Raw genomic sequence first — 24,413 nt, 5'->3', positions numbered from 1 at the left:
GTCGCACCGGCAGGGGCGCGGGGGAGCGGCGCGAGGAACCCCGCCCCTTCACGGACGGTCACTCGCGCACTTCCCCGCGCTCCCTGTTGCCGGTCGGTCTAAGCCAGGCCGCGGCGGGCGACCGCCGGAGGCCGGGTGCCGCGGATCGAGGCGACCATGTCGAGGACCTGGCGGGTCTCCGCGACCTGGTGCACCCGGTAGATCCGGGCGCCCAGCCAGGCGGAGACGGCGGTGGTCGCGAGGGTGCCCAGCAGCCGGTCGTCGACCGGTCGGTCCAGGGTCTCGCCGACGAAGTCCTTGTTGGAGAGCGAGACCAGCACCGGGAAGCCGGTCGCGGTCATCTCCGGCAGTCGGCGGGTGGCCTCCAGCGAGTGCCGGGTGTTCTTGCCGAAGTCGTGGCCCGGGTCGATGATCAGCCCGTCCCTGCGCACGCCCAGTTCCAGGGCCCGCTCGGCCAGCCCGACGGTGACCCGCAGGATGTCCGCCATCACGTCCTCGTACCCGATCCGGTGCGGCCGGGTGCGCGGCTCGGCGCCGCCGGCATGGGTGCAGACCAGACCCGCTTCGTACCGGGCGGCGACCTCGGCCAGCTTCGGGTCGGCCCCGCCCCAGGCGTCGTTGAGCAGGTCGGCGCCGACCTCGCAGACCGCCTCGCCGACCTCGTGCCGCCAGGTGTCCACGCTGATCACGGCCTCGGGGTGGCGCTTGCGCAGCTGGGCCACGAACGGGACGGTCCGGCGCAGCTCCTCCTCCACGGTGACCTCTTCGCCCGGGCCCGCCTTGACCCCGCCGATGTCGAGGATCGCCGCGCCCTCGGCCACCGCCCGGTCGGCGGCGGCGAAGGCGGCCTCGTCGGCGAACGTCGCGCCGCGGTCGAAGAAGGAGTCCGGGGTGCGGTTGACGATCGCCATGATCACCAGCTCGTCGTCGCCGAACTCACGTGGCCCGAGGCGCAGTACCACCGGAATCTCCTCCACAGCTCGCCCGGGTGCGATGATGGGCCCCGGCCTACCTCAGGGACCATGATCCCACCTGTTACCGGGGCCGGCTCGGAGTGTGGAGGACAGCTCGTGTTCTGGGTGATCGTGGCGGCGATGGCCGTGGTGGTCGGCGGCGCTGCCCTGGTGGCGCTCGGCGGAGGCGGCGGCCTGCAGGAGGCGGTGCCCGACCGGATCACCGCGCGGCTGCCGCAGGACCGTCCGCTCAGCCGCCACGACGTGGACGAGATCCGGCTTCCGATGGCCCTGCGCGGCTACCGGATGGACGAGGTGGACGACGTGCTCGACCGCCTCGGCGCCGAGCTCGCCCACCGCGACTCGCGGATCGCCGAACTGGAGGCCGCCGCGGCGGTGCCGGCCCCGGCGCGGGCAGTGGCCGCGGAGAGTGAGCAGCCGCTGCCCGGCCTGGAGACCTTCGACGAGTCGGCCGAGGGGCCAACCGGCGCAGAGCGGGCCGGAGTTGACGTGCCGGATGGGGGTGCGGGGAGCATCGGCACGGCGGACGCCGGGGCGAGGAGCGCCGAGGGGAAGGGCGCCGAGGGGAAGGGCGCCGGGGCGACGGGCGCCGGGGTGGCGGACGCCGACACCGCCGCTGACGGAAGGGACGAGCAGTGACCGGCGCCGTACCCGGCCCGGACGGCCTGCTGCGCTGCGCCTGGGGCCTGTCCACCGACGACTACCTCGAGTACCACGACACCGAGTGGGGCCAGCCGGTGCACGGCGACGACGCCCTGTTCGAGCGGATCTCCCTGGAGGCGTTCCAGTCCGGGCTGTCCTGGATCACCATCCTGCGCCGCCGGGAGGGCTTCCGGGCGGCCTTCGCCCGCTTCCGGATCGCTGACGTGGCCGAGTTCGGGCCCGCCGACGTCGAGCGGCTGCTGCAGGACGAGGGCATCATCCGCAACCGGGCCAAGATCGAGGCGACGCTGGCCAACGCCCGTGCCGCAGCGGCCCTGGGCCCCGGCGGCCTGGACGAGCTGATCTGGCGTCACGCCGGCGCCCCGGACCGACCGGCCCCCCGCACGATGGCGGAGGTGCCGGCCGTCACGCCCGAGTCCACCGCGCTGGCCAAGGAGCTCAAGAAGAACGGCTTCCGCTTCGTCGGCCCGACCACGGCCTACGCCCTGATGCAGGCCTGCGGGCTGGTCGACGACCACCTCGTCGACTGCCACGCGAGGGGAGTCCGCTGAGCCGCGGCGGTCCTACCGGCCCAGGAAGACCGGCTTCTCCTTGGCGAGGAAGGCGTTCACCGCGATCCGGTGGTCCTCGCTGGCCCCGGCCAGGGTCTGCAACTCGTCCTCCTTTTCGAGCAGTTCGTCCAGTGAGTGCGAAGACCCGTACGCCAGCGACTCCTTGATCGCGCCGTACGCGACCGTTGGACCCTGGGCCAGGCGCTTGGCGAACTCCCGTGCGGTGTTGGCGAGTTCGGCGGGCGGAACGACCTGGGTGGCCAGCCCGAGCCGGAGCGCCTCCTCGGCCTTCACCGTCCGCGGCAGCATCAGCAGCTCGGTGGCCCGGGCGTGCCCGACCAGCCGGGGCAGGGTCCAGGAGGCGCCCGAGTCGGCGGTCAGCGCGACCCCGGCGAAGGAGGTGTTGAACCCGGCGGTGTCGGCGACGATGCGGAAGTCGCAGGCGAACGCCAGCGAGGCGCCCGCGCCCGCCGCCACCCCGCCGACCGCCGCGACGGTCGGCTTGCGCATGCCGGCCAGCGCCCGCAGCAGCGGGTTGTAGTGCTCGGCGACGGTGCGCAGGGCGCCCTCGCCGGTCTCCTCCTGCCGCTTGAGCAGCCCGACGTGCTCCTTGAGGTCCTGGCCGACGCAGAACGCCCGGTCGCCGGCGCCGGTGAGCAGCACCGCCCGTACCGCACTGCTCTCGGCGGCCTCGGTGACGGTGTCCCGCAGCGCCACCTTGGTGGCCACGTCCAGCGCGTTCATCGCGTCCGGGCGGTTGATGGTGATGACGGCGAGGCCGCCGTCGAGCTCGTACAGCACGGAGTCGGACATCGGCAGGTCTCCCCGGGTCTCAGATGGTGGGACGGTGTCAGCATGCCCGAGTCGGTGGCCCGCCGGGGAGTGTGAGGTGCGGCACCTTTTCGCGTCGTTCCGGGCATCGGACCGGCATCGGGGGAGTGCCGGAGGAACGCCGGGGAGTCCTGGTGGAGTAGCGCCCTGATGAGGCTTCCGGCGTGCGAGGGGCGGGTCGGACGGGGGCGGCCGGGCTTGCAGAGGGAGTGATGTTGGTCATCGGGTCGCCGCATGCGGGATAATGGCTTCCGATCAATGCGTTCGATACCGGCGGTGGACGGACTGCCGGTGCGTAGCTGAGCGGTTGCAGGAAGGGGAACGAGCATGGCGGCCATGAAGCCGCGGACGGGTGACGGCCCGCTCGAGGTCACCAAAGAGGGGCGAGGCATCATCATGCGAGTTCCGCTCGAAGGCGGCGGACGCCTCGTGGTGGAGCTCACGCCCGATGAGGCCGATGCCCTGGGTGAGGCCCTGAAGAAGGCCTGCGGCTGACGCGGCGGGTGCTCCCCTCATCCTCGGAGATGATGCGCACGGAACCCGGGTCCCGGTTCACGCCGGACCCGGGTTCCGCTTTGTGCGGGGGAGTTGAGCCGGACGCCGGTCAGCGTTTGACGGCGCACAGCAGGCCGTCGCTCACCGGCAGCAGGGCGGGCAGCAGCCGGTCGCTCTCCCGGATGTCGCGGACCAGCTCGCGCACCGCGTCGGTCTGCGGGTCGCCGTCGTCGGGATCGGCCAGCCGGCCCTCCTGGAACACGCCCTCGAAGCAGACCATGCCGCCGGGTCTGAGCAGCCGTAGCGACTCCGCCAGGTACTCCTGCGACTCGGCCGGGTCGCCGTCGCAGAACACCAGGTCGTACTGGCCGTCGGCGAGTCGCGGCAGGACCTCGAGCGCCCGTCCGGGTATGAAGCGCGCGCGGTTGGGGGCGAACCCGGCCGCGTGGTACGCCTCGCGGGCGAGCTGCTGGCGGACCGGTTCGGCGTCCACCGTGGTGAGCACGCCGTCGCTGCGCATGCCGCGCAGCAGGTAGAGGCCGGAGACGCCGGTGCCGGTGCCGATCTCGGCGACCGCCTTGGCGTCGAGCGCGGCCGCGAGCAGCCGCAGGCAGGCGCCGCCGCTGGGCCCGATCGCGCGGATGCCCGTCCTGGCTGCCTGGGCCCGGGCGTAGGTGAGCACCGCGTCCTCGCCGATGTAGGTATCGGCAAGAGCCGCATGAGCGGGCCCGAACTCGCTGATGGCTGCCTCTTTCGGAGCGCCGGCTGTCGGCCTGGTGGCGGCCGGATGTCGATATTTCCTGCCACAGATTACTGGCCGACCGGGAACCGCGTTCGAGGACCGGGCGTTGATCCAGGAGAACGGGCGGTCGGTCCGGGTACCTGCCCGGCCGAGCACTTTTATCCCGATCTGACGGGTGAGGTGGATATGGTGGTGGCCCTGCTGGGCAGAAGAGCCGACCGAGGAGGTGTGGCCGAGGGCGACGTCCCTGTGCGGCGGCACCCCCGCGGCACCGCGTCGGCCCGTACGCCGAAGCCCGTGATGAACCAGTCTGCGCACTCCCCCCTGGACAAGTCGACCGCAGCCGACACCGCGATGGCCGAGGCCCCCGCCGAGCTCGCGACCTTCGCCGAGGGCCCCGACGCGCAGACCTGGACGCCGCCCAGCTGGGAGGAGATCGTCGAGGCGCACAGCGCCCGGGTCTACCGGCTGGCCTACCGGCTGACGGGAAATCAGCACGACGCCGAGGACCTGACCCAGGAGGTCTTCGTCCGCGTCTTCCGCTCGCTCTCCACCTACAGCCCCGGCACCTTCGAGGGTTGGCTGCACCGGATCACCACCAACCTGTTCCTGGACATGGTGCGCCGCCGCCAGCGGATCCGCTTCGACGCGCTGGCCGAGGACGCGGCCGAGCGCCTGGCGAGCCGTGAGCCGAGCCCGGCCCAGCACTTCAGCGACACCCACTTCGACGCCGACGTCCAGCACGCCCTGGACACCCTGGCGCCCGAGTTCCGGGCCGCCGTGGTCCTCTGCGACATCGAGGGCCTCTCGTACGAGGAGATCGCGGCCACCCTCGGGGTGAAGCTGGGCACCGTGCGCAGCCGCATCCACCGGGGCCGCTCGCACCTGCGGACGGCGCTGAAGCACCGCGCCCCCGGTTCCGCCCCCGGGCGCGTCCGCCGTGGCGGCACGGCCGAGCCGGTGGCGGTCGGTGTTGAGTCCGGCTCCCTGGGCGGGAGTGAACGGGGGCGCTTGTGAGTGGCGCCAACCGTTCGGGATCCGGCCGTGCCACGGGTGCGGCGGGGGAGCCCGCGAGCCGGCTGCGACGCGGGGCCGGCTGGGCCCAGCGCGGCCGCCGCAGCGAGCCGGAGGGCCATGAGCTGCGGCCCGTCGCGGTCCGTACTGCCGAGCCGGCGGCCGAGGAGCACCACCTGGGCGACCGGCTGACCGCCTTCCTGGACGGCGAGCTCGGCCATGACGCCCGCGAGCGCGTCCAGGCCCATCTGGCGACCTGCGCCGACTGCCTGGCCGAGGCGGACGAGGGCCGCACGGTCAAGCAGCTGCTGACCCATTCCGGCACCCCGGCACCCTCCATGATGCTGATGTCCCGTCTGCTGGCGGTCGCCGCACTGCCTGACGACGGGCCCGGTCCTGGCGCCGGTCCCGGCGCCGGCGCGGACGACGTCGGGGCGGGGACGATCGGCGGCAGCCGGCTGACCGGCGGTTCGTTCGGGCGTGGGGCCGGGGCCTCGTTCGGCAGCGGGGCGCTGGGCGCAGAGTCGCCGCTGCCCGGAGTGGATCCGCGGGCCGGCCGCTCGGGTTTCCTGCGCCGCTCGCCGGTCGGGGCGCTGCCGGTGTCCGCGCCGCTGGCCGCCCTGGTGGAGCCGGTCGCGGTCCGCCCGGTCGGCCACCACCACCCGCAGCCTCCCGCCGCGCCGTTCCGCCTGATCCGCGGGCGCAGATTCGTCTTCGCCGCCGCGGCCGGGGCGTTCTCGGTGGCGGCGGTCACCCTCGGCGGGGTCGGCGAGGTCGGTGCCAACCAGCAGCACGGCGGCAACAGCGTGATCCCGGCCCGGGGCACCGGCGGCCAGCTGGTCCCGATGACGGTCCAGCAGCCGGTGGACTTCCCGGTCCTCCCGGCCGGGGCCCCGTACGGTGCCGGGGCCGTCCCGCAGGCCCCGTACAGCGTCCAGCCGCAACCCGTCCCGTCACCTCACCAGCACGAGTTCCGTTAGCCGACCGGGCCCCGGCCGCACCGCTGCCGGGAGGGTTCGCCGCGGCTAGGCCATCGGCCGGTCTTTGCCACCGCTTCATCCCGCGGTGGGGCACGGACCTGGTCGGTGGCCATTACGCTGTATAGACCGTTGTCCGCAGGGCTCATCGGGTTCGACCACCAGGAGCTGGGAGCTTACGTGTTCCAAGACATAGGCCTACCTGAGGTCCTGACGCTGATCGTCATGGGCCTGGTGATCTTCGGGCCGGACAAGCTCCCCAAGCTGATCCAGGACCTCAGCGGCTTCATCCGCAAGGTGCGGAGCTTCGCGGACAGCGCCAAGGAGGACATCCGCAGCGAGCTGGGCCCGGAGTTCAAGGACTTCGAGTTCGAGGACCTGCACCCCAAGGCCTTCGTCCGCAAGCAGCTGCTCGGCGGGAACGAGGACCCGCTGGGCCTCAAGGAGATCCGGGACGGCCTGGACATCAAGTCCGTGCTGGGCGACGAGCCCGCGCCGGCGATGACCGGCACCAAGGCCGACCTGACCAAGAGCGCCGTGCCGGCCGCCTCCGCCGGTGCCCCGCTGAAGGACGGCGAGCGCCCTCCGTTCGACCTCGACGCGACCTGACGTCGCGCCAGTTCGCCCCGCCCGGCAGTGCACAGCTGGGCGGGGCTTGGCCGTTTCCCCGGTTATGGTGTCGGTTGCCTCCGCTGTGCCGTGGCTCACGGCCGGTCCGGCGCCGATTCGCCGGACGGAGGCACCGCCGTACGCCACCGTGGAGCGCGCTACGGCACAGAACGGCGCATTCGAGGAGGCCCGGGGATGGACACGACGAGTCATGCTGCGGTGGGGACGGCCGAGGCCGTGGTCGGTGCCCAGGCGGGCCCGGTGGTCCCGGCCGATCCGCTGGAACCGTACCTGGCGGCGGACTTCCCCTGGTACGGGCTGGACGACGGCTGGAGCGGCCGCCGCTGGCTGATGCAGGCCGGCGGCGGGGGTGTGCGGGCCGCCCAGCGCGGTGCCATCGACTACGGCACGCTCGGCCACGGCGAGGAGCCGGCCAGGACGTACGAGGCCCGGGACCTGCGCCGTTTCGCCGTGGTGGTCACCGTGGCCCGCCGGGACGTCCGCCGCAGCGCCGACAACACCGGCATGCTGGAGGCCACCTCGACCTCCTCCGCCGCGTGGCTGGCCGGCTCCGGCCTGCTCGCCCACAGCTGGCCGGGCCAGCTCGACCGGGCCCTGCGCCAGGACTGGCTGGACCAGCAGTCCGCCCTCGCCTGGGACCTGGCCGACGACCTGGACGGGCCGGGCTGGAGCTCGCTCACCCTCCCGGTGAACGGCCTTCCCCAGCCGTTCCGCTACCGCGAGTCCGAGTACGGCTGGGTCCTGGCCGGCGAGGCGCCGGGCGTCCTCCTCGGTGCCTACGGCCGCGGCGTGAGCGCCTACGGCGTCGGCTTCGCCACCGTCCCCGACCTGACGGCCTACACCCGGCTCTGAGGGGGACGGCCCGTCAGGGACGAGGGGCGGCCTGAGCAGCCCCGCGCCCCCGTTGCCGGTCGGTCCTAGAACTTGTTCTTCGGCGTGAGCCCGAGCGAGAGTCCGGAGAGGCCGCGCTTGCGGCCGCCGAGCTTGCCCGCGACGGCGCGCAGGGCCGCGCCGGCGGGGGAGTCGGGCGCGGCGAGGACGACCGGGCGGCCGTCGTCGCCGCCCTCACGCAGCCGGACGTCGATCGGGATCGAGCCGAGCACCGGGACGGTCGCGCCGACGGTGCGGGTGAGGGCGTCGGCGACGGTCTGGCCGCCGCCGGTGCCGAAGACGTCGATCATCTCGTCGCAGTGCGGGCAGGGCATGCCCGACATGTTCTCGATCACGCCGACGATCTTCTGGTGGGTCTGCACCGCGATGGTGCCTGCCCGCTCGGCCACCTCGGCGGCGGCCATCTGCGGGGTGGTGACGATCAGGATCTCCGCGTTCGGGACCAGCTGGGCCACCGAGATGGCGATGTCGCCGGTGCCGGGCGGCAGGTCGAGCAGCAGGACGTCCAGGTCGCCCCACCACACGTCGGCCAGGAACTGCTGGAGCGCGCGGTGCAGCATCGGGCCGCGCCAGACCACCGGGGCGTTGCCCGGGGTGAACATGCCGATCGAGATGACCTTCACGCCGTTCGCCTGGGGCGGCATGATCATGTCCTGGACCTGGGTCGGGCGTCCCTCGACACCCAGCATCCGGGGCACGCTGTGGCCGTAGATGTCGGCGTCCACCACGGCGACCTTCAGCCCGTCGGCGGCCATCGCGGCGGCCAGGTTGACGGTGACCGAGGACTTGCCGACGCCGCCCTTGCCGGAGGCGACCGCGTACACCCGGGTCAGCGTGCCCGGCTTGGCGAACGGGATCTCCCGCTCGGGCGCGCCGCCGCGCAGCAGCTGGGAGAGCTCCCTGCGCTGCTGGTCGCTCATCACGTCGAGCTCGACCTCGACGCCGGTCACGCCGGGCACCTTGGTGACCGCGTCGGTCACCCGGCCGATGATGGTCTCGCGCATCGGGCAGCCGGAGACGGTCAGGTACACCGCGACGCGGACCGCGCCGCCCTCGGCGATCTCGACCGATTTCACCATGCCGATCTCGGTGATCGGGCGGTTGATCTCCGGGTCGTGAACGGTCGCCAGGGCCTTGCGTACGGACTCCTCCGTGACGCCGGGGGCAACCTCAGTCTCGTTGGCCATGCCTTGATGGTACGGCGAACGTCGAAGTAGTTGACGCCCCAGTAGCGTGCCGCCGGTCACAGCAGCTCGGAGGACTCCCGCTGGCCGTCGAAGCGCTGGCCGTCCAACTCCTTGAGCAGCGACTGGAGCTCGGAGCGGATGAAGTCCCGGGTGGCGACCTCGCCGAGCCCGTGGCGCAGGGCCGCGACCTCACGGGTCAGGTACTCGGTGTCGGCGATGTTCCGGTCGCTGCGGGCCCGGTCCTGCTCCATGTTGACCCGGTCGCGGTCGTCCTGCCGGTTCTGCGCGAGCAGGATCAGCGGCGCCGCGTAGGAGGCCTGGAGCGAGAGCACCAGGGTCAGGAAGATGAACGGGTACTGGTCGAAGCGGACGTTCGGCGGCAGCAGGGTGTTCCAGACGACCCAGATGATGATCACCACCGTCATCCAGACGATGAACCGCCCGGTGCCCAGGAAGCGGGCGATCCGCTCGGAGAGCCGGCCGAAGGCCTCCGGGTCGTAGCTGGGCAGGGTGACCAGGCCGGGGCGGCCGGTGCGCGGCTGGTCGAGCCGGCTGCGGGCGGCGGCGCTGCTGCCGGTGCCCTCCGGCCTGGACGAGTGCCGGCCGCCCTCCCTGGCCCGCAGTTCGCGCAGCTGGCGCAGTTCGCGCAAGTCGCCCTGGAGGCGCTGGTTGCGGCCCTCGTCCCGTCTGCCCCTGCGGTCAGCGTCCACCGGCGGCCTCCCTCTCGTGCTCGTTCTCCAGGGCCTCGTCGCCGTGCAGTGCCGCTTCGCGCCAGTCGTCCGGCAGCAGGTGGTCCAGTACGTCGTCGACGGTGACCGCGCCCAGCAGGTGGTCGGCCTCGTCCACCACTGGAGCGGCGACCAGGTTGTACGCGGCGAGGTAGCTGGTGACCAGCGGCAGCGGGGTGTCCGGCGGCAGCGGGTCGAGGTCGTCGTCCACGATCGAGCCGACCAGGACGTAGGGCGGCTCGCGCAGCAGCCGCTGGAAGTGCACCGTCCCCAGGTACGTGCCGGTCGGCGTCTCGTTCGGCGGGCGGCAGACGTACACCTGGGCGGCGAGGGCGGGCTTGTGGTCGGAGATCCGGACCCGGGCCAGCGCCTCGGCCACCGTGGCGTCCGGCTCCAGGACGATCGGCTCGGTGGTCATCAGACCGCCGGCGGTGTCCTCCTCGTAGGAGAGCAGGCGGCGGACCGAGGCCGCCTCCTCGGGCTCCATCAGCCCCAGCAGTCGCTCGGCCGCCTCCTCGGGGAGGTCGGAGAGCAGGTCGGCGGCGTCGTCCGGGTCCATCGCCTCCAGGACGTCGGCCGCGCGCTCCTCCTTGAGCTTGCCGATGATCTCGATCTGGTCGTCCTCGGGCAGCTCCTCCAGGACGTCGGCCAGCCGGTCGTCGTCCAGCGCCGCGGCCACCTCGGCACGGCGCTTGGCCGACAGGTGGTGCATCACGTTGGCCAGGTCGGCCGGGCGCAGCTGCTCGAAGGTGGCCAGCAGGTTGGCCGCGCCCTGGCCCTCCTCGGTCAACGAGAAGCCGGTCACCGCCGACCAGTCCAGGGTGAGCGTCTCACCCCTGGCCTTGCGCAGCCGGGTGACCTTGCCGGTCTGCACGAAGACCTTGCTGATCTCCCACTCGCGCACCCGGGTCTGCACCATCGCGACGTCCAGCACCGTGACCTGCTCGCCGGTCTTGGTCCAGGTCACCGTGCGGTCCAACAGCTCGGCCAGGACCAGGGTCTCGGACGGCCGCTGTTCGAACCGCCGCATGTTGATCACACCGGTGGTCAGCACCTGCCCGGACTCCAGGCTGGTCACCCTGGTCATCGGGAGGAAGATCCGGCGCCGGCCGATCACCTCGACCACCAGGCCGAGCACCCTCGGCGGCCGCCCGCCTATCCGCAGCGAGACCACTACATCCCGCACCCGGCCGACCTGGTCGCCGTTCGGGTCGAAGACCGCGATCCCGGACAGGTGCGAGATGAAGACCCGGCTGCCTGGTCCTGCCATGGAGTCCCTCTCTCTGGCCGCTGTGCTCTGCTCGCCGCAAGGGTACCGGTGCCATCCGAACGGAGACCCGCCGACCGACGGGGGTCTTCCGGAGGGCGTGGGGACGCCCGCCGGGGGCGCCCGAGGTGCGGGGGGAACCGCGCGACCAACCATGCACCCACGTGCGGATCCAAGCCACTCCTGGACCGTTCGGGGGCGCCGCATGGCCGATCCGACTGCGCCGGCGGCCGGGTACGGGTCCTCGCGCGGTACCGCGCGGCCCCGGCGGGCTCAGCCCTTCCGGCTCCTGAACAGGAGCTTTGGCAGCCCCGCCGGGATCGGCTGACGGGTGATCACCGGCGAGGGCATCGGGGTCGCGGAGTGCGAACCGTCCGGCATCGACCCCGGCTGCTCGGTGAGCGGCCCGGACGGCTCCAGCCGGAGCACCCGGCACTCGCGGGCCCACCGCTCCCCGATGGCCTCGGTGTCGGGTGCGTTCAGCCGCTTGCCCTTGAGTTCCTCGACCGCGCCCGTCCAGCCCTCGCTCCCCGGCGCCAGCTCGCTGACCCGGGCCGTCCAGCCGACCAGCCGTCCCCATTTGTCCTTGCTGCGCACCGTCACCGCTGCGGTCGAGCCCGCGGCGAGTCCGTGCAGCGGCTGCTCGGCGCCGTCGCCGACCACCACCACCGCGCCGTCGTGCCACGCGTGCCAGAGCGCCCGGCTGTGCGGCTGCCCCTCGGCGCGTACCCAGAGCAGGCCGGACTTCTTCGTGGCCTCCTCCAGGAGCGCGCGGTCGAGGAAGGCGTCGGCGGTCGTCGTAGGCTCCATGCCGCACAGCGTACGGCCTGGGTGTCCGCATGGTGTCTCACCGGTCAGAACGGCGGTCACCGGTACCGGGCACAGGGCTTAGGTTTGGATCCGATCCGTCCGCTACCGCCCTCCGGAGGAGAGCCGTGCCCGCCGCCAGGCCCGACACCGAGGTGTCCACCGCCGCCGGGAGTCCGGCCGGTGCCGCTCCCCCTCCGCTGCCGGGGCCGGACCTGGTACTGCTCGCGATCTCCATCGGCGGGATCTCGCTCTCCGCCCCGCTGATCAGCGCCACCGCCGCCCCCGCACTGGCGATCGCGCTCTGGCGCAACGTCATGTCGGTCGGAGTGCTCGGCCCGTACGCGCTGCTGCGGCACCGCGCCGAGCTGCGCGGCATCGGCCGGCGGCCACTGCTGCTGGCGATGGCGGCGGGCGTGCTGCTCGCGGCGCACTTCGCGCTCTGGATGCCCAGCCTGCGGATGACCTCGGTGGCCTCGTCGACCGCGCTGGTCACCACCACGCCGCTGTGGACGATCCTGCTGATGCGACTGGCCGGCCACCGGGTGCCACGGCTGGTCCGGCTCGGTGCGACGGTGGCCTTCGCCGGGGTGCTGGTGCTGACCGGCGTGGACCTGTCGCTCTCCCCCCGGGCCCTGCTCGGCGATGCGCTGGCACTCGGCGCGGGGCTGGCCGCCGCGGGCTACGTACTGCTGGGCGCCGAGGTCCGGCGGACGGTCAGCACCACCGCGTACACCCTGGCCTGCTACGCCACCACCTCCGCCGTCCTGCTCGGCGTCTGCCTGATGGCCGGGGCCCCGCTCGCCGGTTGGCCGGCCGGGGTGTGGTGGCAGATCGCGCTGCTGATGGTGACCGCGCAGCTGCTCGGGCACTCGCTGAGCAACCGGGTGGTGCGCACCCTGGGCCCGTCGGTCACCTCCACGGCCGTCCTGCTGGAGACCCCGGGCGCGGCCCTGATCGCGGCCCTCTGGCTGGGCCAGTGGCCGCCGGCCGCCGCCTACCCGGCCGTCGCCCTGATCCTGCTCGGCCTGGTCCTGGTCGCCCGCGGCGGCCGCACCGGCTGACGCCGAAGGCGGCCGCGGAGCATCGGAGCCGCCGCTACAGCCAGCCGTTGCGCCTGAAGCCCCGGTACATCCCGATGCAGATCAGCACGATCCCGCCGAGCACCACCGGATACCCGTACTGGCTCTTCAGCTCGGGCATGTCCTCGAAGTTCATGCCGTACACACCGGTGATCATGGTGGGCACGGCGAAGATCGCCGCCCAAGCAGTGATCTTGCGCATGTCCTCGTTCTGCGCCACCGAGACCTGCGCCAGGTTGGCCTGGAGCAGCGAGTTGAGCAGCTCGTCGAAGGCGTGCACCTGCTCGATGACCCGGGCCAGGTGGTCGGCGACGTCCCGGAAGTACTTCTGGATGTTCGGGTCCACCAGCCGCTGCACCGGCTCGGAGAGCTGCTGCATCGGCCGCAGCAGCGGCGCCACCGCGCGCTTGAACTCCAGTACCTCGCGCTTGAGCTGGTACAGCCGGCCGACGTCGGCGCCGCGCCCACCCTTGTTGGTGAAGACGTCGTACTCGACCTCGTCCACGTCGCTCTGCAGCCGGTCCGCGACCAGCAGGTAGTTGTCCACCACCTGGTCGGCGATCGCGTGCAGCACGGCAGACGGGCCGCGGCCGAGCGGTCCGGAGCCGTCCGGGTCGGTCTCCAGCCGGTGCCGCAGCTCGTGCAGCGAGTTGTGGCCGCCGTGCCGGACGGTGATCACGAAGTCCGGGCCGACGAAGACCATCAGCTCGCCGGTCTCGACCACCTCGCTGGTCGGGGTCAGCTGGTCGTGCTCCACGTAGCGGATGGTCTTGAACACCGAGAACAGTACGTCGTCGTAACGCTCGACCTTGGGGCGCTGGTGCGCGTGCACCGCGTCCTCGACGGCCAGCGGGTGCAGGCCGAAGCGCTGCGCGATGCCCTCGAACTCGGCCGCGGTCGGCTCGTGCAGCCCGATCCAGCTGAACGATCCTGCACCTGTCTCCTCGCCCTGCCGCACCCGCTGTGCGGCCTCGCGCGGACTGCAGGTCTCGCCGTACCGCTTGCCGTCCCGGTAGACCGCGCAGTCCACCACGGCCGAGACGGCGCGCCCGTCGAGGGCGTCGAACCCGTCGGCGTCGGTCCGGCGGCGGTGTGGACGGACGGCGGCGCGCAGGCTGTTGATCATCGACATGGCAGGCTCCTCGGACGGGAACCGTCGCACGGCGGTCCGGTGGCGGGCGGAGGGTGCGACGGTGGAAGAAACACCAAGTGATTCCGGGCCCACGGCCGGTCCAGCCGCCTTGCTGGGGCGCGATGAGGACTGCGTGGCTCCGGGGAGGGTGCTCGCCGGGCCGAGGGTGACGCCACCTCAGTTGCCGGATCGGGAAACGATCAACGGCGGGTGCGGTGAGGGCTGCGCGGCGGCCGGGCAGAGCTGCCGGTACTGCATGGTCGGCTGGTATCCACCGCAACCACCTCCTTCATGCCGCTGCCCCGGGAAGAGGATCCCCGGTGGCCAGCTGCCCACACTAACAGTTGGCGTGTGGACGGGGACGGGGGGTTCGAGCGCCGCTCCACGACCGGGCGTTAAGGTCTGGCCATGGCGCACGACTTCCCTCTCTTCGGCGACCCCACCGACCCTACGGGGAACGATTCCGGCGAGCTGACCCGCGAGGCGGTGCTGGCGGCCGTCGAGGCCCGTCTGCTGGCGACTTTCGGGGAATCCAGCGGCCGGGCGGCCGTCACCTTCCTCGGCGCGGACCGGATCGAGGTGCTGCGCTTCGGCCCCGACGCGGACGGACTGGTGAGGTACGCCACTCTCGGCATGTCCGCCGCACCGATGTCCGACCCGACCGCCGTGGTCGCCGATCCGGTCCGCGGACCCCGGGTCGAGTTGGTGCTCACCGTCCGCGGGGGGCGCGACGACGTACTCCGCACGCTGGCCACCTTCGCCGCCACCCCGCAGGTCGAGGGCCTGGTCCTGGCCCCGGGCGGCTCGCTCGACCTCGGCTCCCCGCTCTGGGAGGGCGCCCCCTTCACCTCCGTCCTCGCCGCCGAACCCGGCGGCCTGGTCCCGGACCTGGAACTCCCCGACCCCGCCGACCCGGTGCGCTTCCTGCCGCTGCTGCCGATGACCCCCAACGAGGCCGCCTTCAAGCGCGTCCAGGGCGCCGACGCCCTGCAGGAGCGCTGGCTGCGCCACGGCACCGACCTCCGCGATCCGCACCGCCGCGGCGTGCCGCTCGACTGACCCGCCGTCAGGCGGGGGCTGCTCTCCCGGGGCGCGGAGAACCGGGGAGCCGGCCGGGTGGCCCGCGCGTCCGCGCGGGGCTTCAGCCGGTGATCGGTCGGGCCCCCGTCGCCTGGGCCACCAGCGCCTCGTACACCTCGGGAGCGGTGGTGTACTCGCCGAGGCGCACGTCCTTGCGGCTGCCGTGGTAGTCGCTGGAGCCGGTGGTCAGCAGGCCCAGCTCGGCGGCCAGTCCCCGCAGGCGCTCGCGGGTGTGCTCGTCGTGGTCCAGGTGGTCCACCTCCAGCGCGGCCAGCCCGGCCGCGGCCAGATCGGCGATCACCTGCTCGGACACGGTGCGTCCGCGCTTGACCGCCCCGGGGTGCGCGAACACCGGCACCCCGCCCGCCGCCCTGACCAGCCGGACCGCCGTCACCGGGTCGGTCTCGTGCTTGCGGACGTCCGCCCGGCCGCCGTTGGCCAGCCAGTCCGGGGTGAAGGCGTCCGACACGGTCGGCACCGTGCCCGCCTCGACCAGCGCGCTGGCGATGTGCGGACGTCCCACCGAACCCGCGCCCGCGATCCGCTGCACCTGCTCCCAGGTGATCGGCGCGCCCAGCTCCCGGCAGCGCTCCACGATCGCCCGCCCGCGCCTGAACCGGTCGGTGCGGACCAGCTCGCGCTCGGCGGCGAACTCCGGCTCGGCGGGGTCGAACAGATACGCCAGCAGATGCATGCTGATCCCGTCCACCTGACAGGACAGCTCGGCGCCCGGCACCAGGGTCAGCCCGGTGCCCCGGACGGCCTCGGCGGCCTCCGCGTGCCCGGACACCGTGTCATGGTCGGTCAGCGCGACCACGTCCAGCCCGGCCGCCACCGCCGCGGCGATCAGCTCGGTGGGGGAGTCGGTGCCGTCGGAGGCGTTGCTGTGGGCGTGCAGGTCGATGCGCACGGTCTTCGACACTCCAGGAACGGGGACGGGTGAGCTCCAGGATAGTTAGCGCCGGTTGACGCCCGACGGGCCTTCGACCCCTCCCGGCTCCCGGCGGCCGACGGCTCCCGGCCCGCCCGACGGCCGGAACGCCCGCCTGCCGGGGATGCTCCTATGGATGTCAGCCGAGCAGTCGGGGCGAGAGCGCCCCGCACGGCAGCAGTTCGAGCTCGGCGCCCGCGTCCCGCAGATCGGTCAGCACGAGCTCGTCGTACATCATCAGCGCCGACTGCTCGGGCCAGGCGATGGCCCAGAGCCACAGCCCGCGCGCCTCGCCGGCGAAGACCGCCCGGTCGGCGGGGGCGTCCGGGACGTGGAACATCGGGGTCGGGCGGCCGGCGGCGAGCAGTTTGGCGTCGGCGGGTTTGTAGAGCGACACCGTGGCGCCCGGATCCGGCCCCGGCAGGCCCGCGTACCGTGCACCCAGGCCGACCCCCAGCTCCTCCGCGATCAGTACCAGTTCGCCGAACCCGCCCAGTGGCGCCGGCCCCGAGCAGGCCACCGCGGTGGCCCGGGCCCCCGAGACGTCGTCCCCGGCATGGGCGATGCCGGTGAACAGCCAGCCGACCGGCAGCGGCCAGGGCAGCCAGACGGGTACCTGCGAGCGGGCCACCGCCACGCTCAGCGCCTCCACGCTCGGGGGCAGCACCGGCTGCATCGGATGCACGGCACCGTGCTGGTCGCACTGCCAGGTGTCGGAGAAGAGGCCGGGCGCGCGGACCCGACCACCGCACCTCGGGCAGCTTGGCTCGCCCCTCATAGCGGACAACGCTCCTCCCTCCGGAGCGCCGCGTCAAGGACGATCACTCGTACGGAGTGCGTCGCGTTGCTCCCCAGGGGTGGCCGGCGTCGGCGGCTGCCCCCGGGAGTGGATGTCCGGTGACGGGCGGCGGCAAACGTCCTGCCGGGAACGGGCATTGGGATCTGAGCGGAAGCGGGTGGATCGACCGCGGCTCGAACGCACTGACGCCCCGTCGACGACTCGGACCCAAGCGGCCGGAGGGTGACGGGGCGTCAGTTCGGTATCGGAACGTCGGACGCGGCCTCGGCGGGGGCCTCGGTCGGTCCGGCGTGGGTCAGGCCGCCTTGCACGGTCGGATGTACAGGCGTTCGCCGGTGCGGGCGGCCGCCTCCACGAACTCGCGGACGGTGTCCGCGTCGGCGATCAGACGGTCGGTGACGGTGCCCCGGGTGTCGTCCAGTCGGAGGATCTCAAAACGCATGGGCCTCTCCCTTCCCCCGCCCCGCTCGGGGCGATTCGGCTCGGTCGTCGTACGGGTGCCGTTTCCGGCGTGTGAACCACGGTGTCGTGGCACTGCTTCCGGGTGATTGCCCGGGCGTGAAGTCCTGGTTTCGGGCGAACTGACGCCATCGAGGTCAACGGGGCGGCAGGCGCGACTGTTCCCGGACAGAATCAAATATTACCCGACCTAACGAAATTTGTCGCGTGGGTTGTCCAGACCAGGTGGGCGCGGGTGGACGGTGCCGGCCGGGCGTGCGGCGTCCGATCAGGCGTCAGCTTCCCGGCCGCGAGGGATCAGTCGGCCCAGAACTCGGCCAGTGCGGCGGCCGTCGCGGCCGGCTGCTCGGCGTTGGGGGAGTGCCCGGCACCGGCGATCACCACCTGACGGGCGGCCAGCCGCTCCGCCATCCGGGACTGCTCCTCGACCGGCCAGGCGTAGTCCTGCTCTCCCGAGACCACCAGTCGGGGCAGTCCGGCGGCGGCCAGCTCCGCGACCAGGTCCGGGGCGGCGACCAGGTGGCCGCCCATCGAGACCAGCGCCTGCGGAACGTTCGCCAGCCAGCGGCGGTGCAGGAAGTCCGAGATCTCCGGGCGGGGGGCGGGGACGCCCTCGTCCTGATCCATCCGGCGCATGACCTGCCAGATCGACTCCAGGTCCATCGTCCCCAGGGCGTCGATCAGCAGCCTGGTCCTGGCCGCCTCTTCCGGCGCGATTGTGCCGGGACCGGTGGCGAGCAGCGTCAGCGAACGCCACGGCAGCTCCCGCCGCCCGTCCGTCGCGGTGAGCACGGCCTGGCGGGCCACCTGGCCGCCGAAGGAGTGCCCGAGCAGGTGCAGCGGCCCGTCGCCGGCGAGTTCCGCCGAGAGCGCGAGGACGTCGCCGGCCAGCTCGTCGATCCGGTACGCGGCCGGATCGGCCGGGCCGCCGGTCTCGTACTGGCCGCGCTGGTCCACCGCGAGCACCCGGTAGCCGGCCGCGGCCAGCGGCTCCAGCAGCGCGATGAAGTCCTCCTTGCTGCCGGTGAACCCGGGCACCAGGAGCGCCGTCCCGCGCACCGCCCCCGTCCGGGGCAGCGCCTCAAGCGCGGCGAAGGCGCCTCGGGCGGTCTCCAGTCGAAGCGCCCGGGCACAGCCGGGAAGCGTCAGGAACGGCGGCGTGCTCATCGGCCCTACTCCTCGGTAGCCACAACTACCCCGAGCTTAGCCACTCGCGGAGGCTTCCGGAGCGGGCGGGAATCCGGTGAGGCGTCCGGGAAGCCGTCCGGCGCGCCGGGGAGAAGCCGACGGGCGGGCCGGGTCGCGAGGACCAGGCCCGCCCGTCCGGGGGGTCAGCTCTCCGGGGCGGCCTCGGGGGCCTCGGCGGAGCGGCGGGTGCGGGTGCGCGTACGGGGGCGGCGCGGGGCCTGCCCGGCCTCCGCCTCGCCGGTCTCGTCCTTCACCGTCGCGGCGCCGGACTCCACGGCCGCCGCGGTCTCGGCCCCGGCCTCACCGCTCGCCGCGATGCGCGTGCGCCGACGGCGCCGGCGCGGAGCCTCGACCGCGCTCTCGCCCGCGGCGGTGTCGGAGAAGACCGCGGCCGGAGCGTCGGCCGGAGCCGCAGCCTCGGTCCCGGCCGGAGCCGCGGCCTCGGCGGTCGCCACCTCGGCGCCCACGCCGCCACGGGTCCGGCGACGCTGCCGGGGCGTACGCGCCGGGCGCTCGGCCGGGGCCTCCTCGGCAGCCGCAGCCGTGCGCCCGCCCCGCGAGCGGCCGGAGCGCGAACCGCGTCCGCCGGTCTCGCCGAGGTCCTCGACCTCCTCCGCGTTCAGGCCCGCCCGGGTCCGCTCGGAGCGCGGCAGGACGCCACCGGTCCCCGGGGTGATCTTCAGCAGCTCGTACAGGTGGGCCGAGGTGGAGTAGGTCTCCTCCGGCTCGTTGAACGGCAGGTCCAGCGCCTTGTTGATCAGCTGCCAGCGCGGGATGTCGTCCCAGTCGACCAGCGTGACGGCGGTGCCGGAGGCCCCGGCGCGGCCGGTGCGGCCGATCCGGTGCAGGTAGGTCTTCTCGTCCTCGGGGCACTGGTAGTTGATGACGTGGGTGACGCCCTCGACGTCGATGCCGCGGGCGGCGACGTCAGTGCAGACCAGGACGTCGACCTTGCCGTTGCGGAAGGCCCGCAGGGCCTGCTCGCGGGCGCCCTGGCCGAGGTCACCGTGGACCGCGCCGGCTGCGAAGCCGCGCTTGGTCAGCTGCTCGGAGACGTCGGCGGCGGTCCGCTTGGTGCGGCAGAAGATCATGCACAGCCCGCGGCCCTCGGCCTGCAGGATGCGCGAGACCATCTCGACCTTGTCGAGCGAGTGGGCACGGAAGACGTGCTGCTCGATGTTGGCAACGGTGGTGCCGGTGTCGTCCGGCGCGGCGGCCCGGATGTGGGTGGGCTGGCTCATGTACCGGCGGGCGAGGCTGATCACCTGGCCCGGCATGGTGGCCGAGAAGAGCAGGGTCTGCCGCTTGGCCGGCAGCATGGTGATGATCTTCTCGACGTCCGGCAGGAAGCCCAGGTCGAGCATCTCGTCGGCCTCGTCGAGGACCAGCGCGCGGACCTTCGACAGGTCCAGCTTGCGCTGGCCCGCCAGGTCGAGCAGCCGGCCCGGGGTGCCGACCACGATGTCGACGCCCTTCTTGAGCGCCTCCACCTGGGGCTCGTACGCCCGGCCGCCGTACACCGCGAGCACGCGGACGTTGCGGACCTTGCCGGCCGTCTGGAGGTCGTTGGTGACCTGGGTGCACAGCTCGCGGGTCGGCACCACGATCAGCGCCTGCGGGCTGTCGGAGAGCTGGTCCTCGGTGGTGCGGCCGGCGTCGACGTCGGCGTGGACCACGACCCGCTCGATCAGCGGGAGGCCGAAGCCGAGGGTCTTGCCGGTGCCGGTCTTGGCCTGGCCGATGACGTCGTGCCCGGTCAGCGCGACCGGCAGGGTCATCTCCTGGATGGGGAAGGGGTGGACGATGCCGACGGACTCCAGGGCCTCGGCGGTCTCCGGGAGGATCCCCAGCTCCCGGAAGGTGGTCTTGTGTTCAACGGTGGTGGACAGGGTGCTGCCTCTTCCATGTGGTGGGGCCGAGAGCGAGAGGCGGGGCGGGCAGCCGCACGGCTGCTCGCGGGCCTGCCAGGCCCTGCCGCAGCCGCGGGACGCACAACCGCGCCTGCCCCTGCGGCCTGCCGGCTCGCGCGGCCCGGTAGCGGGCGCGTCATCCGGCGGCGTGGGGGAGGGTTCCCGTGAGGAGCCAGGCGCGGGACCTTCGCCGTACGGCGCGGTCCGCAACGGCCCTCGCTCGGCCACTGATGCGGTGCCAAGGCTTGAAGTCCAAGCCAAGGTCGGAGCCGATCGGCTCTCCGACCGGGCATCCGCGTACGTGAGTGCTCGGTGCCGCACGGAGTACGTCTGCGCGGCCTGCCGTGGGTGGCGGACCGCGCGAATACACCAAGCCTCGCCACCAACCATACAGTCCGGCGACCACTCGAACACGTGACGCGGCTAACGCGGCAGCCGTGCTGGTCGGCGGTGTCCGGCGGCGGGGGTCGGCCGGTCTAGGGTGGCGAGCCGTGACTGTGCCCCTGGTGGGCCGGGTGTCGCCGGATCGCCCGACCGACGCGGGCTCTCGGCGGCCGGGCCCGGGCCGCCGCGCTGTGGCAGAGTCCCGACTGTACAACGGGGCATCGAGAAGCGAGGACTGATGGAGACTCAGGAACCCGGGGCCGAGCACCCGATCGGTTCGATCGGGGACTGGACGACCTGCGCGGCGGACCCGGGCTACCGGGCGGCCGTGCTCGACCTGCTCGGCGCGCTCGCGTACGGCGAGCTGAGCGCCTTCGAGCGGCTCGCCGAGGACGCCAAGTTCGCCCCCGGCCTCGCCGACAAGGCCGCGCTGGCCAGGATGGCGTCCGCCGAGTTCCAGCACTACCAGCTGCTGCACGACCGCCTGGTGGAGATCGGTGCGGACCCGACCGAGGTGATGAGCCCCTTCGTCGAGCCGCTGGAGTCCTTCCATCGGATGACGGCCCCCTCGGACTGGCTGGAGGGCCTGGTCAAGGCGTACGTCGGCGACTCGATCGCCAGCGACTTCTACCGCGAGGTGGCGGTCCGGCTGGACGACGACACCCGCGAGCTGGTGCTGCGGGTGATGGCGGACACCGGGTACGCGCAGTTCGCCGTGGACCGGGTGCGGCAGGCGATCGAGGCGGACGGCCGGGTCGGTGGGCGGCTGGCGCTCTGGGGCCGGCGGCTGATGGGCGAGGCGCTCAGCCAGGCGCAGCGGGTGGTGGCCGAGCGGGACGCGCTCTCCAACCTGCTGGTCGGCGGCGCGCAGGTGCAGGGCTTCGACCTGGTCGAGGTCGGCAAGATGTTCACCCGGATCACCGAGGCCCACACCAGGCGGATGGCCGCCCTGGGGCTCGCCTCCTGAACCTGGGCGGCGCGGCGGCCCCGGGCGGTGCGGAGCGGTCTTCACGGAGCCGGGGCCGCGGGCCGCTCAGGCGTGGCGGTGGCGGCCGTGTTCGGCGGCGAGCTCGGGGCGCGCCAGCACCGAGACCAGCAGGGCGGATCCGATCGCCGAGATCGCCAGTGACACGGCGGGCAGCCCGGCGTCGAGCGTGAACCGGGAGATCAGCCCGGACAGCAGGGCCGCCACCACTCCGGTGCCGACCGTCAGGCTCCGTGGCGCCGGGAAGTACTCGGGCAGCAGGGTCAGCGCCCCGGCCCCGACGGCCAGTCCGATGAGCGCGAAGGCGAACGACTCGACGAGCACGGGTTGCCTCCCGGGGCCGATCGGGGCGTGCGGCACAAGGTGCGCACGGGGTTCCGGTTCGGCCATACCCGGCCGCCGCCGGCGGTACGCGCACCGGATGAAAACGGCGTTGCCCCGCCCCTCACGAGGAGGAGCGGGGCAACGCCGTGGAACCCTGCGGCGGTGACCGCCTCAGACGGTGCCGAAACCGACCTTGCGCGCGGTCGGCTCGCCGATCTCGACGTAGGCCAGGCGGTCGGCCGGGACGATGATGCGGCGGCCGTGCTCGTCGGCCAGCGAGAAGACCTTCGAGGTGCCCTCCAGTGCCTTGGCGACCGCGCTCTCGACCTCGTCGGCAGACTGCGAGCTCTCAAGAACGATCTCGCGGGGCGCGTTCTGCACGCCGATCTTGACCTCCACGGCTTCCTTCCCTCCAGGGTTGCAGCCATCCATGCGCGCGCCATTTGAACGTGTGTTCGTGGTGATCGCGCCGTACGGCTTCACCTTAGAGCACCGGCACCGCCGCAGGCCGAAGGTCCGGGGATCGCCCGGGTGCCCGCTCAGCCGGCGGACGCCTCCTTGGTCTGCTCGCCCGGATGCATCGGGAAGCCCTTCAGGCCGCGCCAGGCCAGGCTGGCCACCAGCCGGACGGCCTCGTCACGGGGGATCTCCAGCCCCTGCGAGAGCCAGTAGCGGGCGGTGATCTGGGCCAGGCCGCAGACTCCGGCGGCGAGCAGCTTGGACTCCGCCTCCGGCAGGTCGGTGTCCTCCGCGATCACCTTGCTGACCAGCGTCGCGCTGGCGTCCGAGGCCCGCTCGACCCGCTCGCGCACGGCCGGCTCGTTCGTCAGGTCGGACTCGAAGACCAGCCGGAACGCCCCGGACTCACTGGAGACGTAATTGAAGTACGCATCCATGGTCGCGGCGACCCGCTGCTTGTTGTCGGTGGTCGCGGAGAGTGCCTGGCGGGTGGCCTCCACCAGGGCGTCGCAGTGCTTGTCCAGCAGCGCGAGGTAGAGCTCCAGCTTCCCCGGGAAGTGCTGGTACAGCACCGGCTTGCTGACCCCGGCGCGGTCGGCGATGTCGTCCATGGCCGCGGCGTGGTAGCCCTGGGCGACGAACACCTCCTGCGCGGCACCGAGCAGTTGTTCACGGCGGGCGCTTCGCGGCAGGCGGGCACCGCGCGGGCGCTCCTGCGCCTCCTGGATGGCCGTCACGGGCGCTCCTCACTTGACGGTCTGCGGCAGCGCGCCCATCGCGTGGACGGTGTGCCGGGTATAGCTGGCAAGGTCACTGATTCTACTTTTGAGTAATGGGATCTGCCCCTGGTGCAGGCGAGAAAAGCGCAGGAAAGCCTTGTCGGGCGCCCACAACGGGAGCCCACAATACGGCGCCGGGCCGCGCTGTCCAGAGGGCGAGATGGAACTGTTCGGCGGGGGTGGGGGCCTGGTTCCGGATAATCCGATCCCCCTACCATCGTCCTCCATGAGCGCTGAGCAGCAGGTTGGGTCCGAGGTCGCGCCGGTCCGTACCGTCGCCGTTCCCGGGGCGGTCCTCTCGGTGAGCGGGCCCTCGCCCGACAGCGCGGGTCTGCCGCCCGCGCTCTTCGTCCACGGACTGGGCGGCTCCGCCGACAACTGGACCGACCTCATGGCGGCCCTCGCCGACCAGGTCTCCGGTGAGGCCCTGGACCTGCCGGGCTTCGGCCGCTCCGGGCCGCCGCAGGACGGCAACCTCTCCGTCTCCGGTCACGTCCGGGCGGTGATCGGCTACCTGGAGGCGTCCGGGCGCGGGCCGGTGCACCTGTTCGGCAACTCGCTCGGTGGCGCGGTGGCCGTCCGGCTGGCGGCACTCCGTCCCGACCTGGTGCGCAGCCTCACCCTGGTCTCGCCCGCCCTGCCCGAGCTGCCGCCGCAGCGCACCGCATGGCCGACCGGCCTGCTCGCGGTGCCCGGCGTGCCCGCGCTGCTCCGGCGCACCCCGGCCGGCCGCCGCACCCCCGAGCAGGCCACCGACGGCTTCCTCGACCTGGTCTACGGCGACCCGGCCGCGGTACCGGCCGGGCGGCGGGAGCGCGCGGTGAACGAGTACCGGAGGCGGCTCGGCGTCCCGTACGCGATGCAGGCGACGGTCGGCTCGGCACGCGGGATCGTCTCCGCCTACACCGAGCGCGGCGACCAGGCGCTGTGGCGGCAGGCCGAGCAGGTGAAGGCGCCGGTGCTGCTGGTGTACGGGCTGAAGGACAAGCTGGTCTCGTACCGGTCTGCGCGGCGGGCCTGCGCGGCCTTCGCCGACGCGCGGCTGCTGGTGCTGCCGGACTCCGGGCACGTGGCGATGATGGAGCACCCGGAGCCGGTGGCGCGGGCGGTCCGCGAGCTGCTCGCGGAGGTCTGACCGCGCGGC

27 protein-coding genes are annotated in these 24,413 nt (G+C 73.1%); 11 read left to right on the top strand and 16 right to left on the bottom strand.

Features of this window, described 5'->3' with window-relative positions:
- Positions 1-98 precede the first annotated feature (98 nt).
- Positions 99-911: a dihydropteroate synthase gene (gene folP / locus ACZ5ON_RS12860; protein ID WP_465590072.1), complete on the bottom strand. Its 813-nt coding sequence runs from the start codon at positions 909-911 to the stop codon at positions 99-101.
- Between the two features lie 159 nt (positions 912-1,070).
- On the opposite strand from folP, the gene ACZ5ON_RS12855 reads away from it, so the two are divergent.
- Together ACZ5ON_RS12855 and ACZ5ON_RS12850 are read left to right on the top strand one after the other, a co-directional pair.
- Positions 1,071-1,613: a DivIVA domain-containing protein gene (locus ACZ5ON_RS12855; RefSeq protein WP_465589965.1), complete on the top strand. Its 543-nt coding sequence runs from the start codon at positions 1,071-1,073 to the stop codon at positions 1,611-1,613.
- Positions 1,610-2,188, top strand: a complete 579-nt coding sequence (locus tag ACZ5ON_RS12850) for a DNA-3-methyladenine glycosylase I (protein ID WP_465589962.1) — start codon at positions 1,610-1,612, stop codon at positions 2,186-2,188. The genes ACZ5ON_RS12855 and ACZ5ON_RS12850 overlap by 4 nt, the downstream gene beginning before the upstream one ends.
- Positions 2,189-2,200: 12 nt before the next feature.
- Here ACZ5ON_RS12850 and ACZ5ON_RS12845 read toward each other — a convergent pair whose 3' ends face one another.
- Positions 2,201-3,001, bottom strand: a complete 801-nt coding sequence (locus tag ACZ5ON_RS12845; protein ID WP_465589959.1) for an enoyl-CoA hydratase-related protein — start codon at positions 2,999-3,001, stop codon at positions 2,201-2,203.
- Positions 3,002-3,346: 345 nt separating this feature from the next.
- On the opposite strand from ACZ5ON_RS12845, the gene ACZ5ON_RS12840 reads away from it, so the two are divergent.
- Positions 3,347-3,514 carry a DUF3117 domain-containing protein gene (locus ACZ5ON_RS12840; protein ID WP_014137929.1) on the top strand — a complete coding sequence of 56 codons (168 nt, stop codon included), beginning with the start codon at positions 3,347-3,349 and terminating at the stop codon, positions 3,512-3,514.
- Between the two features lie 109 nt (positions 3,515-3,623).
- Here ACZ5ON_RS12840 and ACZ5ON_RS12835 read toward each other — a convergent pair whose 3' ends face one another.
- A complete protein-coding gene (locus tag ACZ5ON_RS12835; RefSeq protein WP_465590068.1) occupies positions 3,624-4,256 on the bottom strand; it encodes an O-methyltransferase in 633 nt (210 codons plus the stop codon).
- A gap of 354 nt (positions 4,257-4,610) precedes the next feature.
- Here ACZ5ON_RS12835 and sigE point away from each other — a divergent pair, with 354 nt between their 5' ends.
- The 4 genes from sigE (at position 4,611) to ACZ5ON_RS12815 (ending at position 7,729) form a co-directional block, all read left to right on the top strand.
- Entirely contained in the window at positions 4,611-5,273 is a 663-nt protein-coding gene (gene sigE / locus ACZ5ON_RS12830; protein WP_425557735.1) for an RNA polymerase sigma factor SigE, read from the top strand.
- On the top strand, positions 5,270-6,250 hold the full coding sequence (locus ACZ5ON_RS12825; protein WP_465589956.1) for a zf-HC2 domain-containing protein: 981 nt from the start codon (positions 5,270-5,272) through the stop codon (positions 6,248-6,250). The genes sigE and ACZ5ON_RS12825 overlap by 4 nt, the downstream gene beginning before the upstream one ends.
- A 177-nt stretch (positions 6,251-6,427) precedes the next feature.
- Entirely contained in the window at positions 6,428-6,856 is a 429-nt protein-coding gene (locus ACZ5ON_RS12820) for a sec-independent translocase (RefSeq protein WP_465589953.1), read from the top strand.
- Positions 6,857-7,051: 195 nt separating this feature from the next.
- A complete protein-coding gene (locus ACZ5ON_RS12815; protein WP_465589950.1) occupies positions 7,052-7,729 on the top strand; it encodes a hypothetical protein in 678 nt (225 codons plus the stop codon).
- Positions 7,730-7,794: 65 nt separating this feature from the next.
- Here the strand turns inward: ACZ5ON_RS12815 and ACZ5ON_RS12810 are convergent, their stop codons facing one another.
- The 4 genes from ACZ5ON_RS12810 to ACZ5ON_RS12795 form a co-directional block, all read right to left on the bottom strand.
- A complete protein-coding gene (locus ACZ5ON_RS12810; protein ID WP_465589947.1) occupies positions 7,795-8,955 on the bottom strand; it encodes an Mrp/NBP35 family ATP-binding protein in 1,161 nt (386 codons plus the stop codon).
- 56 nt (positions 8,956-9,011) lie between these two features.
- On the bottom strand, positions 9,012-9,665 hold the full coding sequence (locus ACZ5ON_RS12805) for a DUF1003 domain-containing protein (protein WP_465589944.1): 654 nt from the start codon (positions 9,663-9,665) through the stop codon (positions 9,012-9,014).
- Entirely contained in the window at positions 9,655-10,953 is a 1,299-nt protein-coding gene (locus ACZ5ON_RS12800) for a magnesium transporter MgtE N-terminal domain-containing protein (protein ID WP_465589941.1), read from the bottom strand. Before ACZ5ON_RS12800 ends, ACZ5ON_RS12805 begins: the two co-directional genes overlap by 11 nt.
- A 270-nt stretch (positions 10,954-11,223) precedes the next feature.
- Positions 11,224-11,760 carry a pyridoxamine 5'-phosphate oxidase family protein gene (locus tag ACZ5ON_RS12795; protein ID WP_465589937.1) on the bottom strand — a complete coding sequence of 179 codons (537 nt, stop codon included), beginning with the start codon at positions 11,758-11,760 and terminating at the stop codon, positions 11,224-11,226.
- A gap of 125 nt (positions 11,761-11,885) precedes the next feature.
- On the opposite strand from ACZ5ON_RS12795, the gene ACZ5ON_RS12790 reads away from it, so the two are divergent.
- Positions 11,886-12,821 carry a DMT family transporter gene (locus ACZ5ON_RS12790; RefSeq protein WP_465589934.1) on the top strand — a complete coding sequence of 312 codons (936 nt, stop codon included), beginning with the start codon at positions 11,886-11,888 and terminating at the stop codon, positions 12,819-12,821.
- A 34-nt stretch (positions 12,822-12,855) separates the two neighbouring features.
- Here ACZ5ON_RS12790 and ACZ5ON_RS12785 read toward each other — a convergent pair whose 3' ends face one another.
- On the bottom strand, positions 12,856-13,971 hold the full coding sequence (locus tag ACZ5ON_RS12785) for a magnesium and cobalt transport protein CorA (protein ID WP_465589931.1): 1,116 nt from the start codon (positions 13,969-13,971) through the stop codon (positions 12,856-12,858).
- Between the two features lie 408 nt (positions 13,972-14,379).
- Here ACZ5ON_RS12785 and ACZ5ON_RS12780 point away from each other — a divergent pair, with 408 nt between their 5' ends.
- A complete protein-coding gene (locus ACZ5ON_RS12780; protein WP_465589928.1) occupies positions 14,380-15,030 on the top strand; it encodes a suppressor of fused domain protein in 651 nt (216 codons plus the stop codon).
- 82 nt (positions 15,031-15,112) lie between these two features.
- On the opposite strand, the gene ACZ5ON_RS12775 is transcribed toward ACZ5ON_RS12780, so the two are convergent.
- The 5 genes from ACZ5ON_RS12775 to ACZ5ON_RS12755 form a co-directional block, all read right to left on the bottom strand.
- Positions 15,113-15,961, bottom strand: coding sequence for a PHP domain-containing protein (locus ACZ5ON_RS12775; RefSeq protein WP_465590064.1), 849 nt, complete (start codon positions 15,959-15,961; stop codon positions 15,113-15,115).
- Between the two features lie 160 nt (positions 15,962-16,121).
- On the bottom strand, positions 16,122-16,760 hold the full coding sequence (locus tag ACZ5ON_RS12770) for a DUF6758 family protein (RefSeq protein WP_465589925.1): 639 nt from the start codon (positions 16,758-16,760) through the stop codon (positions 16,122-16,124).
- A gap of 316 nt (positions 16,761-17,076) precedes the next feature.
- Positions 17,077-17,223: a hypothetical protein gene (locus tag ACZ5ON_RS12765; protein WP_465589922.1), complete on the bottom strand. Its 147-nt coding sequence runs from the start codon at positions 17,221-17,223 to the stop codon at positions 17,077-17,079.
- Between the two features lie 314 nt (positions 17,224-17,537).
- Positions 17,538-18,407 (bottom strand): alpha/beta fold hydrolase, encoded by an 870-nt coding sequence (locus ACZ5ON_RS12760; RefSeq protein WP_465589919.1) that lies wholly within the window; start codon positions 18,405-18,407, stop codon positions 17,538-17,540.
- Between the two features lie 164 nt (positions 18,408-18,571).
- Positions 18,572-20,206 carry a DEAD/DEAH box helicase gene (locus ACZ5ON_RS12755; protein WP_465589916.1) on the bottom strand — a complete coding sequence of 545 codons (1,635 nt, stop codon included), beginning with the start codon at positions 20,204-20,206 and terminating at the stop codon, positions 18,572-18,574.
- 754 nt (positions 20,207-20,960) lie between these two features.
- On the opposite strand from ACZ5ON_RS12755, the gene ACZ5ON_RS12750 reads away from it, so the two are divergent.
- Entirely contained in the window at positions 20,961-21,689 is a 729-nt protein-coding gene (locus ACZ5ON_RS12750) for a ferritin-like fold-containing protein (protein WP_465589913.1), read from the top strand.
- Positions 21,690-21,755: 66 nt separating this feature from the next.
- Here the strand turns inward: ACZ5ON_RS12750 and ACZ5ON_RS12745 are convergent, their stop codons facing one another.
- The 3 genes from ACZ5ON_RS12745 to ACZ5ON_RS12735 all read right to left on the bottom strand — a co-directional run bounded on the left by ACZ5ON_RS12745 (position 21,756) and on the right by ACZ5ON_RS12735 (position 23,227).
- Positions 21,756-22,031, bottom strand: a complete 276-nt coding sequence (locus tag ACZ5ON_RS12745; protein ID WP_465589908.1) for a hypothetical protein — start codon at positions 22,029-22,031, stop codon at positions 21,756-21,758.
- Between the two features lie 171 nt (positions 22,032-22,202).
- Positions 22,203-22,430 carry a DUF3107 domain-containing protein gene (locus tag ACZ5ON_RS12740; RefSeq protein ID WP_465589905.1) on the bottom strand — a complete coding sequence of 76 codons (228 nt, stop codon included), beginning with the start codon at positions 22,428-22,430 and terminating at the stop codon, positions 22,203-22,205.
- 140 nt (positions 22,431-22,570) lie between these two features.
- The gene (locus tag ACZ5ON_RS12735; protein WP_465589902.1) at positions 22,571-23,227 is read right to left on the bottom strand and encodes a TetR/AcrR family transcriptional regulator; all 657 of its coding nucleotides are present in this window, start codon (positions 23,225-23,227) and stop codon (positions 22,571-22,573) included.
- A 268-nt stretch (positions 23,228-23,495) separates the two neighbouring features.
- On the opposite strand from ACZ5ON_RS12735, the gene ACZ5ON_RS12730 reads away from it, so the two are divergent.
- Complete coding sequence (locus ACZ5ON_RS12730) at positions 23,496-24,404, top strand: alpha/beta fold hydrolase (protein WP_465589898.1); 909 nt, start codon at positions 23,496-23,498, stop codon at positions 24,402-24,404.
- The last annotated feature ends 9 nt before the right edge of the window (positions 24,405-24,413 follow it).

The sequence above is a fragment of the Kitasatospora sp. NPDC032150 genome, from assembly GCF_055579945.1.
This window is presented reverse-complemented; position numbering and strand designations above follow the sequence as displayed.

Bases quoted from the DNA above. Each gene is read 5' to 3' on its own strand.
- folP (WP_465590072.1), bottom strand. From the start codon at position 911: ATGGCGATCGTCAACCGCACCCCGGACTCCTTCTTCGACCGCGGCGCG.
- ACZ5ON_RS12845 (WP_465589959.1), bottom strand. From the start codon at position 3,001: ATGTCCGACTCCGTGCTGTACGAGCTCGACGGCGGCCTCGCCGTCATC.
- ACZ5ON_RS12840 (WP_014137929.1), top strand. From the start codon at position 3,347: ATGGCGGCCATGAAGCCGCGGACGGGTGACGGCCCGCTCGAGGTCACC.
- sigE (WP_425557735.1), top strand. From the start codon at position 4,611: ATGGCCGAGGCCCCCGCCGAGCTCGCGACCTTCGCCGAGGGCCCCGAC.
- ACZ5ON_RS12815 (WP_465589950.1), top strand. From the start codon at position 7,052: ATGGACACGACGAGTCATGCTGCGGTGGGGACGGCCGAGGCCGTGGTC.
- ACZ5ON_RS12810 (WP_465589947.1), bottom strand. From the start codon at position 8,955: ATGGCCAACGAGACTGAGGTTGCCCCCGGCGTCACGGAGGAGTCCGTA.
- ACZ5ON_RS12800 (WP_465589941.1), bottom strand. From the start codon at position 10,953: ATGGCAGGACCAGGCAGCCGGGTCTTCATCTCGCACCTGTCCGGGATC.
- ACZ5ON_RS12795 (WP_465589937.1), bottom strand. From the start codon at position 11,760: ATGGAGCCTACGACGACCGCCGACGCCTTCCTCGACCGCGCGCTCCTG.
- ACZ5ON_RS12785 (WP_465589931.1), bottom strand. From the start codon at position 13,971: ATGTCGATGATCAACAGCCTGCGCGCCGCCGTCCGTCCACACCGCCGC.
- ACZ5ON_RS12780 (WP_465589928.1), top strand. From the start codon at position 14,380: ATGGCGCACGACTTCCCTCTCTTCGGCGACCCCACCGACCCTACGGGG.
- ACZ5ON_RS12770 (WP_465589925.1), bottom strand. From the start codon at position 16,760: ATGAGGGGCGAGCCAAGCTGCCCGAGGTGCGGTGGTCGGGTCCGCGCG.
- ACZ5ON_RS12765 (WP_465589922.1), bottom strand. From the start codon at position 17,223: ATGCGTTTTGAGATCCTCCGACTGGACGACACCCGGGGCACCGTCACC.
- ACZ5ON_RS12760 (WP_465589919.1), bottom strand. From the start codon at position 18,407: ATGAGCACGCCGCCGTTCCTGACGCTTCCCGGCTGTGCCCGGGCGCTT.
- ACZ5ON_RS12755 (WP_465589916.1), bottom strand. From the start codon at position 20,206: ATGACCCTGCCGGTCGCGCTGACCGGGCACGACGTCATCGGCCAGGCC.
- ACZ5ON_RS12750 (WP_465589913.1), top strand. From the start codon at position 20,961: ATGGAGACTCAGGAACCCGGGGCCGAGCACCCGATCGGTTCGATCGGG.
- ACZ5ON_RS12730 (WP_465589898.1), top strand. From the start codon at position 23,496: ATGAGCGCTGAGCAGCAGGTTGGGTCCGAGGTCGCGCCGGTCCGTACC.